General features: G+C 62.6%; 13 protein-coding genes. 3 read left to right on the forward strand and 10 right to left on the reverse strand.

Annotated features, from left to right (window positions below; all coding sequences use genetic code 11):
• Positions 1–268 precede the first annotated feature (268 nt).
• Positions 269–706 carry a hypothetical protein gene (locus OKA05_RS24880; RefSeq protein ID WP_264489921.1) on the forward strand — a complete coding sequence of 146 codons (438 nt, stop codon included), beginning with the start codon at positions 269–271 and terminating at the stop codon, positions 704–706.
• Positions 707–724: 18 nt separating this feature from the next.
• On the opposite strand, the gene OKA05_RS24885 is transcribed toward OKA05_RS24880, so the two are convergent.
• From OKA05_RS24885 to OKA05_RS24910, 6 genes are all read right to left on the reverse strand, one after another.
• A complete protein-coding gene (locus tag OKA05_RS24885; protein ID WP_264489922.1) occupies positions 725–1,807 on the reverse strand; it encodes a glycoside hydrolase family 43 protein in 1,083 nt (360 codons plus the stop codon).
• Positions 1,808–1,888: 81 nt separating this feature from the next.
• Positions 1,889–2,353: a hypothetical protein gene (locus tag OKA05_RS24890; protein ID WP_264489923.1), complete on the reverse strand. Its 465-nt coding sequence runs from the start codon at positions 2,351–2,353 to the stop codon at positions 1,889–1,891.
• Between the two features lie 571 nt (positions 2,354–2,924).
• Positions 2,925–6,506, reverse strand: a complete 3,582-nt coding sequence (locus OKA05_RS24895) for a rhamnogalacturonan lyase (RefSeq protein ID WP_264489924.1) — start codon at positions 6,504–6,506, stop codon at positions 2,925–2,927.
• 94 nt (positions 6,507–6,600) lie between these two features.
• The gene (locus OKA05_RS24900) at positions 6,601–6,960 is read right to left on the reverse strand and encodes a hypothetical protein (protein ID WP_264489925.1); all 360 of its coding nucleotides are present in this window, start codon (positions 6,958–6,960) and stop codon (positions 6,601–6,603) included.
• Between the two features lie 100 nt (positions 6,961–7,060).
• Positions 7,061–7,555 (reverse strand): hypothetical protein, encoded by a 495-nt coding sequence (locus OKA05_RS24905; RefSeq protein WP_264489926.1) that lies wholly within the window; start codon positions 7,553–7,555, stop codon positions 7,061–7,063.
• A gap of 89 nt (positions 7,556–7,644) precedes the next feature.
• Positions 7,645–9,432 carry a sodium:solute symporter family transporter gene (locus OKA05_RS24910; protein ID WP_264489927.1) on the reverse strand — a complete coding sequence of 596 codons (1,788 nt, stop codon included), beginning with the start codon at positions 9,430–9,432 and terminating at the stop codon, positions 7,645–7,647.
• 208 nt (positions 9,433–9,640) lie between these two features.
• Between OKA05_RS24910 and OKA05_RS24915 the strand changes: the two genes are divergently transcribed.
• Complete coding sequence (locus OKA05_RS24915; RefSeq protein ID WP_264489928.1) at positions 9,641–9,823, forward strand: hypothetical protein; 183 nt, start codon at positions 9,641–9,643, stop codon at positions 9,821–9,823.
• A 106-nt stretch (positions 9,824–9,929) separates the two neighbouring features.
• Here the strand turns inward: OKA05_RS24915 and OKA05_RS24920 are convergent, their stop codons facing one another.
• The 4 genes from OKA05_RS24920 to OKA05_RS24935 form a co-directional block, all read right to left on the reverse strand.
• Complete coding sequence (locus tag OKA05_RS24920) at positions 9,930–10,700, reverse strand: SDR family oxidoreductase (protein WP_264489929.1); 771 nt, start codon at positions 10,698–10,700, stop codon at positions 9,930–9,932.
• Positions 10,697–11,527 (reverse strand): 5-dehydro-4-deoxy-D-glucuronate isomerase, encoded by an 831-nt coding sequence (gene kduI / locus OKA05_RS24925; RefSeq protein WP_264489930.1) that lies wholly within the window; start codon positions 11,525–11,527, stop codon positions 10,697–10,699. Before kduI ends, OKA05_RS24920 begins: the two co-directional genes overlap by 4 nt.
• A gap of 189 nt (positions 11,528–11,716) precedes the next feature.
• Positions 11,717–12,079 (reverse strand): hypothetical protein, encoded by a 363-nt coding sequence (locus OKA05_RS24930; protein ID WP_264489931.1) that lies wholly within the window; start codon positions 12,077–12,079, stop codon positions 11,717–11,719.
• Positions 12,080–12,082: 3 nt separating this feature from the next.
• On the reverse strand, positions 12,083–12,427 hold the full coding sequence (locus OKA05_RS24935; RefSeq protein WP_264489932.1) for a hypothetical protein: 345 nt from the start codon (positions 12,425–12,427) through the stop codon (positions 12,083–12,085).
• A 152-nt stretch (positions 12,428–12,579) separates the two neighbouring features.
• On the opposite strand from OKA05_RS24935, the gene OKA05_RS24940 reads away from it, so the two are divergent.
• Positions 12,580–13,560, forward strand: coding sequence for a thioredoxin family protein (locus tag OKA05_RS24940; protein ID WP_264489933.1), 981 nt, complete (start codon positions 12,580–12,582; stop codon positions 13,558–13,560).
• The last annotated feature ends 190 nt before the right edge of the window (positions 13,561–13,750 follow it).

Genomic DNA, 13,750 nt, shown 5'->3' on the forward strand with positions numbered 1-13,750 from the left:
TCCGCCCTGCCACCAACGCGTCTACACGAACGGCGTTTCGTCTTCATCGTAGGCGCATTGGTGACAATGCGGAAGCACGGGAACTGCCCGCTCGTGAGACCGCTCCGCGCTTTCACCAGCGCCTACGCTAAATGCGGTCACATCGGCGGAACGAACTCCGCGCGCCCGGATTCCGCAGCCTTGCCTCCGCGTTCCTCTGCGGCCTACGCACCTTTGCTGTTGATCCCCACGTCAGGTAATCGCTTGAATTCGCGATACTGAACTAACCGTGAAGTGTCTCCCTATCCGGCTCGCCCTCGCCGCCCTCCTGTTCTTCATCCCCGGCACGCTCACGGCCAATCCCGTATCCGATCCAACGGCGGGACTTGCCAAAGGCATCGGGATGGCGGTCGTAGTCTTCGCCCTGGCCGCCGAAGTCGCCCTCACCTCGACCGTCGCAATCTGGCTCTGCCGGATCGGGCACCGTCCTCCGCTGGTCATCGCCTTCGCCCTGCTCAATGGACTGAGCTATACCGTCTTCATCCGGATGATCTACCCGCGGACCGGAATGATCGTCCTCATCGAATTGCTAATCTGGATTGTCGAAGCGTTCGGCATGCTCGTGATCACGGACCGGCTTTCGGACAAGCCGCTCACGCCAAAGCGAGCGCTGGCCATCTCCTTCGCGGGCAATCTCCTCTCGTTCCTGATCGGCTACGGAGTTTAAGCGGATCCCCCATTGCTCTCACGCCGGCCACTCGCTCTGCAGCTCCCACTCATCCCGCCACTCGACCACCGGCAGCCCGTGCTTGAAAACCACCGGCAGCCACACGTAGCGACCATCGATCGCGTTCCCCGGCCGCCAACGATCCGCCATGTAAATGAACGCATCCCTTCTCCCCGCCACCGGCAAGACGAAGGCCGGCTGCGATTCGAAGCTATTCGCGATCTGCGCCCCACTGCCCAGGCACGGATTGCCATGCTCCTCCCACGGCCCCCAGATCGATGGCGCGGAGCTGAGCCGAGCCGTATTCGGCGTCCAGCCGGTGCAGTCCGAGGTGAAGAGCCAGTAGCGGCCATTCCACTTCATCATCGCCGGGGCCTCGTGGAATCGGCCGGGAAAGATCCGGATGTAGCGGCCCGCCGGTTGCGTGAAGGTCTCATCCAGCAGCGAAACATGCAGCGTCCCATTATTCTCGGAGGCGTAGAGGTGATACGCGCAGCCATCGTCATCGACGAATAGGGTCATGTCCCGCGCCATCTGCCCGACGGCGAAATCGCGGCGGAAGACAACGTTCTTCGGATACCACGGAAACGGCGCACCGCCGAGACCCAGCGCCGCCAGCTCGCACTCCTCCGAATCTGTTAGAGGATGCTTCCACTCCTCCGGCAAATTCTCCGGCCACACCCCGGCATTCTGCCTCAGGCTGTGAAGAAAGCGATACGGACCGCCCGGCGCATCGGCAATCGCCACCGCACTCCGCGCCCCGCCATAGCCACCGCCCATCGGCTCTAGGTGGAACCACATCACAAACTTCCCCGTGCGCGTGTTATAAATCACCTTCGGCCGCTCAAGGATGCAGCCCGTCGGAATCTCGCTCCCCGGCGAATCATCGACCGTTAGCGCGATGCCTTCATCCCGCCAGTGGATGAGATCCTCCGATGCGTAAACATGAACGCCGACATGCGCGCGATTTCCCTCCTCGCCCGCGATCTTGTGCTCGCCGAACCACCAGTAGGTCCCCTCATGAAAAAGCACGCCGCCGCCGTGTGCGTTGATCGGCACGCCGTTCGTATCATACCAAATCTCGCCAGGCCGCAGCATCATGGAAGGGATGCCTCCTCCCCAGCCCACAAGGCAACGGCAACGCCGCTTTCCGTGGCGAGCAAACCAAGCCAGCAAGCAAGATCAGGTGCCTCCACCCGAGTTATTCGACGCCGCCCGTCGCCACGTCAGCGCCGTCAGCCAGAAGGCAAACGCCGCCAGCCGGAAGTCCCCCACCTCGCCGTGGATCGCCGCCCGACGCGTGAAAGGATGCGCCGGCTGGATCAGCGCGTTCACCCGGTCGCCCTCCAGCCGCATGCTCCGCCCGAACGCCGACTCGGCCCGCAACACCGCCCGGCCATCACGACCGGAAATCTCGAAAGTCCGCCGGAACGCCGAAACCTTCTGCGCCGTGAACTCCGTGCCGGCGTTTCCCACTAGTCGCCAGGACCCGCTCCAGACTCCGTCCTTCATCACCGCAAAGGATTCGCCATCCACCCACAACCCACCCTGCTCGCCGATCCAACGCATCTCCGTCTGCGCGCCGTGACCGGCACCGCTCAATTCGTAATCCCAGGAACAGATCCCGCGCGGGAGGCATGCGATCATGGTGGAATCCTGCCCCGCCCCGGCCCCGCTCCGCCATGAGGATCTGCAGCGGAATTTCCATCCGCCTGCCGGGCCGGTGGGGATGCCCTTTCCAACCGTAGGCGCGTTAGAGACAAACTGTTGCAAAACCCGCTGGATAGAGATCCCACCAAGCCATCGTCCCCGGAGGGGTCGCAGCCAGTAGCCGGGGGTAAGCGGAGCGCCACCCCCGGATAAAATACGCAACGGAGGGAACCCCGGATGGGGTTCAAGCCGGGCATGAACAACGGACGCGCCCCGCATCCTCTCTTTCGTTCCGACTTGATGGAGACTGTTAGACGCCGCGGTGTGCTTCCGGCCCGGCTGGAATCCCCTCCGGGATTCCTTTCGCGTTCCTTGGGTCCGGTGGTCTTTGCCGCTACGCGGCTGCGACCACCGGCTACTCGCTGGGATCCCTCCGGGATCGCGGGGACCGAAACAGGGGTCTTGCAACCGTCTGGTAACACCGCGGAAGTAAGGGTAATGCCCGCTTCACCCACAGCTCAAGCAGTGCCATCCCCACACCTACAATGAGTCGGATCACCCGCTCTCCTCACCCGCCCTCACCACTCACCCGCAACCTCATGAATCGCCGCGTTCGCCCCACGGCTTCTAGAACATCCTCCACGACCACAGGACCCGCCACATTCCCCGCACCACTGCTACTCCAAATCGCCTCCAAGCTCTCCAGCGAATCCCCCGCCTCGACCGTATAAGTCAGCGACGGATCCCCGATCCGCTGGAAGCTCAAGCCAAGCCGTCCCCCGGCAAGCTGCGCCTGGGGAAGACGCCCCAGCTCAAACGGCTCCCCCGCCGCAACCCCGAGCGCATACTCGATGAGATTCACCACCCCATTCCCATCGGCATCCGCCAAGGACCCGGCAAGATCCTCCGCGGCATTCTCACCGAAACGCTGCTCCGCCCAGATCTCAAACGCCGACTGCGGATCTGTTAGAACAAGATCGATCCGCCCCGCTTGCACCGCAAACGCCGCCACAAGCGCGGAACCCACCGGCGGCGACCACGTGAGCTGCGGAGTTCCCGTCAGCGTGCCGGAATACTGGAGCAGCAGATAAGTGCCAGCCACCAAGGTCCCCCCAAGGCTTTCCGCAACCACCGTGACCGGGCCCGAGAGCGTGACCGACCCACCGACCGTGAGCCCACGGGTCAATGCCGGCGTGACCGCAATGCCGAGCTTCGCATCAGCGGCGAGCGTCAAATTCCCCGCTAGCGAACCGGTCCCCGCCAGCGTGGCACCACTGGCAACCGAGACCGCGCTGTTAGCCAGCGAGCCATTCACCACGAGCACTCCGGACTGCACCTGCGTGGCACCGGTGTAGGTATTGACCCCGCCCAAAACGAGACGGCCATTGCCGGTCTTCGTGATGGCGCACGTGTTGTTGCCATTGTTGATCACGCCATCGAAGACCGAGTCGTGATGATTGCCACCGATCGTGTAGGTGACCGCCGCGTTGTTGCCGCCGCCGGACGCACCGGAGAGGAACGAGCCAGCCAGCCCTGATAAAGAGCCGAGCGAAAACGCCGATCCTGAGCGAGCGCTCAAGCTGCGCGTGCCGAGATCGAAGTCGGCGAGAGCCGAGCCACCGGACCCAAAGAAGCGGAACGATCCACTGCCGCCGAAAAGGAATCGTCCCGAAAAACCGGCAAGCGATCCTTCGAGGTCGAAGACATTGGTCGCCGTCAGGGTGAGCGTGCTGCTGCCCGAGATCGCCTTGACCCCATGATTGCCGCCCGAGTGCCCCCCGGAAATGGCAGCGTCGCTTTCCACCGCGATGCTGTTAGGCACCGTGAACGTACCGGTCGCAAGCGTGCCACCGCGCAGCGTCACCGTCCCCGTGCCGAGCGCATTGGCATGACTGAGCGAGATCATGCCCGCATTCAAGATCGTCCCACCGGCATAGCTATGAGCCGTGGAAAGCGTCAACGTGCCCGCACCGCGCTTATCCAGGCTGCCTGACCCGGCAAGCGAGCCCGCTCCCGTGAAAGCGAGTGGATTAGCATGGTCCGCCACCACCACGGACGGACTGAGCGCCCCGGCCAGCGTCACGGCACCAAGCGCTGAAGTCTCGTCAAAGCGCACCGAGTCCCCGGCGACGAATGGAATCGGCGCGGGATTACCGGTGAGCCTGAAATTCGCCGCGCCCATGTCCCAAGTTTGCGATGCCGCTCCCGTCCACACCACCTCTCCCGGTGAGCGCGGCAGCGCGATCGACTCGGTCGTGATGTTCGGCAGCGGCAGCGTGACCATGTCCTGACCGACGAAGAACGAAGGATGAGGCGGCTGATTGTAGGCCACGTTCTGCCACGCGAGCGCGACGCGATACTGCGGGTCGTGCAGGAAGGTGCGCAGACGGCGACTGGCGGTAGTCCGCGAGACAAATACCAGCAGCGCTGTGCTGTCGCCATTGCGGCAGATCAGCTCCTCGCGCCAATCGCCCATCAGGTCGCCGGACAGGCACGGGTTGGCCTTGGTGCTGTTGTTCTGAGTGGCACCGTATTCCCATGCCTGCAGGACATTCGTGCGACCGTAGGAGGTCGGGTCGATGTCGGAGATCACCGTGCCATCGAGCGTTTCTCGCAGCACGTCCGCATCCCACCAGATGCCGAAGTTCTGGTGCATGTTAGACGGCTTGCCGCCGGTAACCCCGCCCGCAGCAGAGTAGATATTGCCGCTATTGCTGGCCCATGCCTCGGCTCCGGGATGATTCGGATCGATGTCCATCGCGACACCTCGGCCAGTGTCGCCGGTGGCGGGCGTGGACCACAGGATCGCGCCGGTGGCCGCATCGCGGAAGGTGGCGCCACGATTGCCGCTGCTGCCCATGTCCTCGTGGATCGCGAAGACCTCCAGGCCGGGCCGCGCGGGATCGAAGTCCGAAACGTGCAGCGCATCACCATGACCGAGCCCGGTCGAGTAGAGGCCAGTGCCATTGTCATCCACGGTCATCGAGCCGTAGATGATCTCCTGCTTCCCATCCGCATCCACATCGGCGACGGAGAGTTGGTGATTTCCCTGGCCGGCATAGTCGGTGCCGTTGGCCGCGGCGAAATGCCAGCGCTGCGTGAGCTGCCGGTCCCGCCAATCCCACGCGACCAGATGGCTCTGCGTGTAGTAGCCACGGCACATCACCAGCGACGGCCGCGAGCCATCAAGGTAAGCCACCCCCGCCAGAAAGCGATCCACGCGATTGCCATAGCTGTCACCCCAGTTCGACACCGTCCCACGTGCCGGCGTATAGCTGGCCGTGGCAAGCGCCGCTCCTGTTAGACCGTCGAAGACCGTGAGATACTCCGGCCCGCTGAGAATGTAGCCGCTGCCATTCCGATAGTCCGCCGTGGCGCTGTCGCCGCCAAGCAGAACCGCATTTCCCAGACCATCGATCGTGCCCGGCGCGGTCTTCATCGCCACCTCGGCGCGACCGTCGCTATCGAGGTCATACGCGATGAACTGCGTGTAGTGCGCTCCCGCGCGAATGTTCTTTCCCAGATTGATCCGCCACAACCGCGTCCCATCGATGCGGTAGCCGTCCATGTAAACCTCACCGGTGTAGCCGGCCAAGGAGTTGTCCTTGGAGTTCGAAGGATCCCACTTGAGGACGATGTCCAGATCGCCGTCACCATCGAGGTCGGCCGGCGCAGCGTCGTTGGCGGAGTAGGTGTAGGCCTCGCCGGTGGGCGTGGTGCCACCGAGGGGAGCCTCGATCGGGATGCTGAAAAACGGCTGGTTCACCGGATTCGCCGGCAGCACGAAGGACTCGGAGGGCGACCCAAGCACGCCATCAATGACCGGCCGGACATGGTAGGAGATCGTGCTGCTGAAGGATGAGCTACCCGGCGTATCGCGGTAGTCGGTGGTGTTGGTGACGGGCGTGGCCGTCAGTTGCACCGGATCCGCACCCCCAACCGAGCGATACACATGGAAGCCGGTATTGTCCGGATCAAGGCCGAGAAATCGCCAGCCGACATAGACCTGCGTGGAGCTGGAACGCAGCGCCACCACCCCGCGGTCGAGGTTTTCCATGTGCATCTGCGCCCGCAGACCGGGCGCACTCGCGAGAAACCCACCGCATCCGGCAAGCAAGGCAAGCCAGCGCGTCTTCAAGCGCCAGGACACGCGCCGGATTTGGGTTTCATCGGGCATCAGACTCCGGATCATCGCCCGGAAACGCCCGCTCCGCCATCACCCGAATGGAGGTGACGGGTTCTTCTCACTGTCGCGGCAATGACGCCGACCACGCCTCGCGCGCCCGCCGGCAGTCCGGGCAGTATTTCCGGAGAATCCGGCGGTAGCGGCGATTCGGGTGCCCGTAGCCGTCATTGAAGGTATCCAAAGGAAACAGCGCCTGCTTCGCCGCGATCCAGTCCCCGCCATGGCTCACGGTGACAAAGCCACGGTTCGGCACGAACTCGCTCGCCGTCGTCGCCTGATGCAGCGGGCAATTCTCGGGAAACTTCCAGTAGCCCACCGAAACAAAGGTCGTCGACCAAAACCAAATCCCGATGCCGAGGGCAACGCCCGCCGGCACAAGCAGCGCGATGGCCTTCTTCGAGGGGAACTTCAGCTTCATGGGATTTCGGCAGCCATCCCGCAAGCCCTCGGCGGAACTTCGGCAGCAAATCACCAAACTATCCAACGGATGATCAGCGTCAAACTCGCGGGACCCAAAATCAGGGCTTCAGGTTCGGCTGGTTCCGGAACGGCATGGTGGGATTAAACTGAACATCGGCGATCAGCAGACGATCCCCAGCCACAGATTCGCCAGCCGGATGCAGGATTGTGGAGAAATCGCGATGAACAATCTGCCATTGATCGCTGTGGATTTCCTTTGGATCCACCGGCTTCCCGGTAGCCAACTCGGACGGTGCATAGAGGATCAACTGATCACCTTCCACCCGGAACTTCCCGGTAAGAGGATAGTTCGGCTCTTCCCTCAAGACATCGGAATACCTCCAGTAAAAGTAGCGATTTCCTTCTAACGCCAGGGCCACTCCCATAGCACCAGCCCAATTCGCCGACATCACCCACGCCCCATCGAAGTGGTCCGGAAACCCCAGCGCCGTTTGATGCGCCTCGGCACTCTGGACGGCGGCACTCCCGGCCGGCGCCGGCTTGTCACAAGCGGCTAGGATCAAGACGACAACGACAGAACAGAGGTTCCTCATGCTTCAATCGCATCAGCCTACCGGAGGAGAAGCGGCAGTCAAAGCCGGGAGAGGAGGAACTTAGGCTCGGGTGAAGTTCCCCAGCGCCTTCACTCATGCTGACCCGCCTCCATCTGCCGCGCTTCCACCTCCGCCACCGGCGTGGCTCCCGCACGTCTGAGCACCACTCCCACGATGCAGAAGGTCCCTCCGACGAAGAGAAACGCCATGCGGCCGAAGAAGGGATTCGGAATCGCCATCAACACCAGGATGAACACGCCATAGGCCAGGCACATCGTTCCCAGCAAGCGATACACCGAGGTTTGCACGCCGGCCACGCCGTGCTTGTCCACGGGCGTCGCAAGATTCGCGAAGAAGTTTTCGATCCGCTCCCGCTCTTCCTCCGGTGCCTTGCGATAAAAGAGCCCGGTGAAGAAGAACCACGCCGAGCCTACCAGCACCGTGCCACCGAGGGTCGTCATCCCGAGCTTCAGGTAGGTCTTCTCGTCCGCATTGAGCGGCTTCTCCCAACCGGCCACTTGCTGGAACCATTCCGGAGTGCACCAGTGCCCGATTCCCCAGCTCGCAGCACCGGCGACCAGCGCGGTGCTCCACGCCGACCAGCCGGGCGTTCGCCGGTAAAACAAGCCGTAGATCAGTGGCAGCGCCAGCGGCATCAGCAGGTAGGCTGCGAGCTGGTTGACGAAGTCGAACAGGTTCGTGTCGCGGATCTTGTTGATGAAAAGCGCGAACGCGATGATCACCGCACCGAAGACCAGCGTGCAGACTTTCCCCGCCACCAGCAGATGCTTCTCGGAGGCATCGGGACGGAGCACCGGCTTGTAAAAACTGCGGATCGCGATGCCCACGTTCTTGTTCAGACCCGCATCCATGCTGGTCACGGTCGCTCCGAGCATGGCCGACAGCAGCAACCCGAGCAGCCCCTGCGGCATCACATCCATCGCCACCGAAACGAAAGCCGCCTCGTGCGGCTGCTTGAGATTCGGATACTCGGAGGCGAGATTCGGATGCATGATCGTCGCAGCCATCGATGGGATGAACCAGATCAGTGGCCCCACCAGCATCCCGATCAGAGGGATCAGGACCATCTTCCGCGCATCCCCGTCGCTGCGCGTCATCAAGTACATCGTGGAGCGCTCCATGTTGTTCTCGTCGGAAATCTTCAGCCACAGGGTACCGACGCACCACAGCGCGATCAATTGCGGGCGTGCCAGCTCGCTCCATTGGAAGTGCGCGCTCGGCACCTTCTCGATCAAGCCACCGAGACCGCCGATCTCCGGCCGCGCCAGCACCATGATGGCCGTGCAGAGCGTGATCGTCATGATCAGGAAGGCCTGCACGAAGTCGCTCGCCAACACCGCCCACGAGCCGCCCGCGAAGGCCACCAGTGTCACCACCACACCCAGCACGATCAGCATCACATTCATGTCCATGGTGAAGACCGACGACATGAAGACCCCCACCGCATTCAGCCCCAGACCAGCGAAGAAAAGGAGCAGCGGCAGCTTGATCCACGTGTAGAATTGCTCGTTGAACGGACCGAAGCGAATGCGAACCGCTTCCATCCAGGTGATCACGCGCATGCGCCGGAAGCGGACGCAGGTCCACCTCATCGCGAAGAGAAGGCCGATGATCGTCGCGTAAAACACGAGCAACACCAGCGTGCCGCTTTCATACACCTTCCCCGCCGCACCGGTGAAAGTCCACGCGCTGAAACTGAAGATAAATGCCGAGGCACCGGTCAGCCACCACGGCATCGCCCCACCCGCCCGGAAATAGTCGGACGTGTTCTTGCTCATCTTCCGGAACGCCAGCCCGATCACGAGCATGAAGACGAGATAAACGCCGATGATGAGGTAATCGAAGGCCGTGATCATGGACGGGAAGGCAGCAGGATGGAGCGGGTCATGAAATCGGATCGGGAGTGGGTCGGGCTCGCGATGGACGCCCATCAAAAAGCAGACCCTCCCCGGAAGACGCACGGATCGTCGTTTTCCATGGATAGCATGCGGAAGCTCGTGGCCTATCCCAAATACAGGGAAGCCTGATGTCCCGGAAGATTCGATTCAGATCGATCGCAGTGGGTTGAAGGAAAGGCATCGGCCGGCGACGCCGAAACCCGAATCCGCACTGATCACCGATGAGGAAATCCGCCGCTACGCCCTGTCCCTCTCCAGTCTAATCGGGGGAACCGGCGGCAAACTCCAGTTCGTGCTGCCAGTGGAGACCGAAACATGCGGCTTCTACCGCATCGTCATCACGCGCTGACGGCTCGACCACTGGGAACGCGGAATTCATTCCGCACGAGTTGCCCGCGGGTGCTTCTTCGGAATGAATTCCGCGTTCCTAGTTCAGAAGCCTGTCCCCATGCACCTCACCTCCCCATCCACCCGCCATCCACCACCAGGATCTCACCGGTGACGTAGTTCGACGCGGCGCTGGCGAGGAAGATCGCCGGCCCCTTGAAGTCATCCGGCTCGCCCCAGCGACCGGCGGGAATCCGAGAAAGGATCGCCTGCTCTCGCACCGGGTCATTGCGCAGCGCCTCCGTGTTGTCGGTGGCGATGTAGCCGGGCGCGATTGAATTCACCTGCACACCCTTCGACGCCCACTCGTTGGCGAGCGCCTTCGTGAGCTGGCCGATGCCGCCTTTCGACGCCGCATAGCCCGGCACATTGATGCCGCCCTGAAAAGTCAGCAACGAGGCGGTGAAGATGACCTTTCCCGAACCGCGCTCGATCATCTTCGCGCCGATGTCGCGGCTGAGTAGGAACTGCGCGTTGAGATTCACGTCGATGACCTCGTACCACATCTCGTCCGGGTGTTCCGCCGCCGGCGCCCGTTTGATCGTTCCAGCGTTGTTGACGAGGATGTCCGGCGTCCCTTGCTCCGCGAGCACCTTGGCTGCGAAGGCCTTCAGCGCGCTACGGTCGGCGAAGTCGCACTGATACGCCGTGAACGTGCGGCCGAGCGCCGTGACCGCCTTCTCGATGTCACTTCCGCTTTCCTCCAGCGAAGCGCTGACCCCGATGATGTCCGCCCCCGCCTCGGCGAGACCCTCCGCAATAGCAAAGCCGATGCCGCGCTTGCAACCGGTGACGAGAGCCGTCTTGCCAGCGAGGGAGAATTTCGAAAGCGCGCTCATCGCAGCTCCGAGATCGCGATCTTGTCCATGTCGGTGAAGGCCTGGTTCTCCCCACCCATCGCCCACACGAACCGATAGGCCGCCGTGCCGCATCCGCAGTGGATCGACCACGCGGGGGAAAGCACCGCCTGCTTGTCATGCACCCACAGCGGGCGGGTTTCATCCGGCTCGCCCATCATGTGCAGCACCGCGTGGCCGGCCGGCACGTCGAAATAGCAATAGACCTCGCTGCGCCGCAGGTGGGTGTGGGCCGGCATCGTGTTCCAGATGCTGCCCGGCTTGAACTCCGTGTATCCCAGCACGAGCTGACAGCTCTTGATCCCGTTCTCGTGGATGTACTGGCAGATCGTCCGCTCGTTGCACTCTTCCTTGCTGCCGAGCTCCACGCGATTGGCATCGGCCGGTGTCGCCTTCATCGTCGGGTAGGCGGCATGGGCCGGGTAGCTGATGAGATAAAACTCCGCCGGCGCCGCGGCATCGGCACTGGCAAAGGCGACCTCCTGGCTGCCGCGGCCGATGTAGAGGCAATCGCACTTGTCGAGTTCGTAGGCGGTGCCGTCCACGGTGACGGTCCCCTTGCCCGCGAAATTCATCACGCCGATCTCGCGGCGCTCGCAGAAATACGGCGCGCGCAATTCATCCCCGGCATCGAGCTTCAGCGGCGCGGCCGTCGGCACGGCAGAACCGACAATGGCCCGGTCAAGGTCGGTAGAGACCAGCGTCAGCTCCCCGGGCTGGAACAGCTCCTCCACCAGGAAGGCCTCGCGCAGGCCGCTGGTATCGAGCATGGAAGTTTCGTGGGGCGACGGGGCGTGGATGACTCGCATGGGATTGAGGAAAGACTGGAACCGCCACGACGCCAAGAACGCCAAGTGCGGAAGAGGGGCATTGAAGGATTCCCCCCGTCATGGGAATCCGCAGCTTGCTAACCATGGAAAGCCGCCCGGGTGAAAACCTCCATCGAATCGGGATGGCTTCCCTTTCAGCCACGAAATAGCGACCCACAATCAAATACGTCAGCACGGAATCACGAAGTCGCCCGTCACGAGCAAGAGCAACACGATCCCAAGGATCAGCACTGGAACGAGCACGACCTGAAGCAAGGCAAACCGGAGAATCGCGGCCGACTGGTCCTCAGCTCCAATCCGCCCGCTCGCGACCTGAAGCCGGGCCTCGAACATCCCAATCGCGACCGTCGAACCGACCGTCACGATCAGCCACAAGACGATCGCAAGCTTGTCCACCCCGAGGAGCCACGCCAATCCGATCGCCGCCGTGATCGCCACGCAAGTCGGCATGAGCCACAGCACGAAGCGATACCACCCGATCGCCCGGTTCGGCGGCAGGCTATCCCTTGGGTTCTCAAGATCCGGCCGCATATATCAACCGGGGAAGATGAGACAAAAACCGACCCACACCGCCATGCACAGGACGATCTGCCCCAGCATGAACCCGAGCGTCGTCAAAACCAGCGAGCGCCCGCGGTAGCGAACGCCCCAGGCACGGACAAACAAATCCGCAGCCACCGGCATCATCACCATTTCCACCGTAAACATCACCATGAGCGTGCCCACCAGGTCGTAGCCGTCGACGGAACGCGCCCCGCTGACCCCAAGGCAGAGCACGCACCCGGCACACATCACCACCACCGGCAGCAGCAGCGCCGCCCACAGCTCTCCCCTGGGTATTTCCGGTGGCGGAATGGGCACTTCCGGTGATTCTTCCATGGCTGGCGGATTCCCCGGTTTCTACCCGGATCCCCCCGGTTTCGTCACAACATTCTTCCTCTCTGCCCCTCATCCTAAAATATTTGGAAAAAGCGTGCCTCCAGCCCCGCTCTCGGCTCGTCTTCCCGGCGGTCACCCGTCCCACTATCATCATGAAAACCAAATACATCCTCGCGGCCACCTGCGCCGCTCTCGCCGGCTTCTCTTCCGCCCTTGCCGGCGGCGAGGGCTGGAGCCACGACTTCGACGCCGCCAAAAAGCAGGCCGCCGGTGACAAAAAGGACCTGCTCATGGACTTCACCGGCTCCGACTGGTGCGGCTGGTGCATCAAGCTCAATGACGAGGTCTTCAAGCACGACGCTTTCAAGACCGGAGTGAAGGACAAGTTCGTCCTCGTCGAACTCGATTTCCCTCAGGACAAGTCGAAGCTCTCCGAAGAGACCCAGAAGCAGAACGAGGAACTCCAGGGGAAGTATGCGGTCCAAGGTTTCCCGACCATTTTGCTCTGCGATTCCGAGGGCAAACCCTTCGCCAAGACCGGCTACCAGGCCGGCGGACCGGAAAAATACGTCGCTCACCTCGATGAACTCCGCGCTAAGAAGGTCACCCGCGACAAGTCCTTCGACGAGGCCGCCAAGGCCGAAGGCCCGGCCAAGGCCAAGGCCCTCATCGCAGCCCTCAAGGCCATGGAGCTCGAGGATGAAACGGTCTCCGCTTTCTACCCGGACGTGGTCGAGCAGATCAAAGCCGCCGACCCGAAGGACGAGACCGGCTACGCCAAGGAGCTGGCCGCCAAGGAGAAGTTCGCCGCCTTTGAACAGGAGCTGAACGGCTTCGCCCGCAAGCAAGACCACGCCGGCGCACTCGCTTTCGTGGAAAAGTCCGCCGGTGATTTCGAAGGCGAGCAGAAGCAGCAGATCGTCGTCACCAAGGCGATGATCTACGCCCAGATGGAAAAGTTCGACGAGGCGATCAAGGCCGTCGATGAGGCCAAGGCCCTTGCTCCTGAAAGCGACATGGCCGCCCGCTTCGACGGCTTCAAGAAGCAGCTCGAAGCCGCCAAGGAAAAGTCGAAGGACAAGCCCAAGGAAGGCGCCAAGGAAGAAGAAGCGAAGGAAGAGGCCGCCGAGTAATCCTCGTCCCGCATTCCCCTAATTTCCCCAGCCGCCCGGACTCGTTCCGGGCGGCTTTTTTCATCCCCATCGTAGCTGGAGCGTCTCGCTCCAGTCCGTTGCAGGGGCGTCCCGCCAATAGTGTTCGGCATCCTCCCTGCTTGCCGGAACGGCGGCGTAGTGTGACGAAAAGGTCACTGGTACTCCCCGG

This window comes from Luteolibacter arcticus (genome assembly GCF_025950235.1).
In the GTDB taxonomy this organism is placed as follows: Bacteria; Verrucomicrobiota; Verrucomicrobiia; order Verrucomicrobiales; family Akkermansiaceae; genus Haloferula; species Haloferula arctica.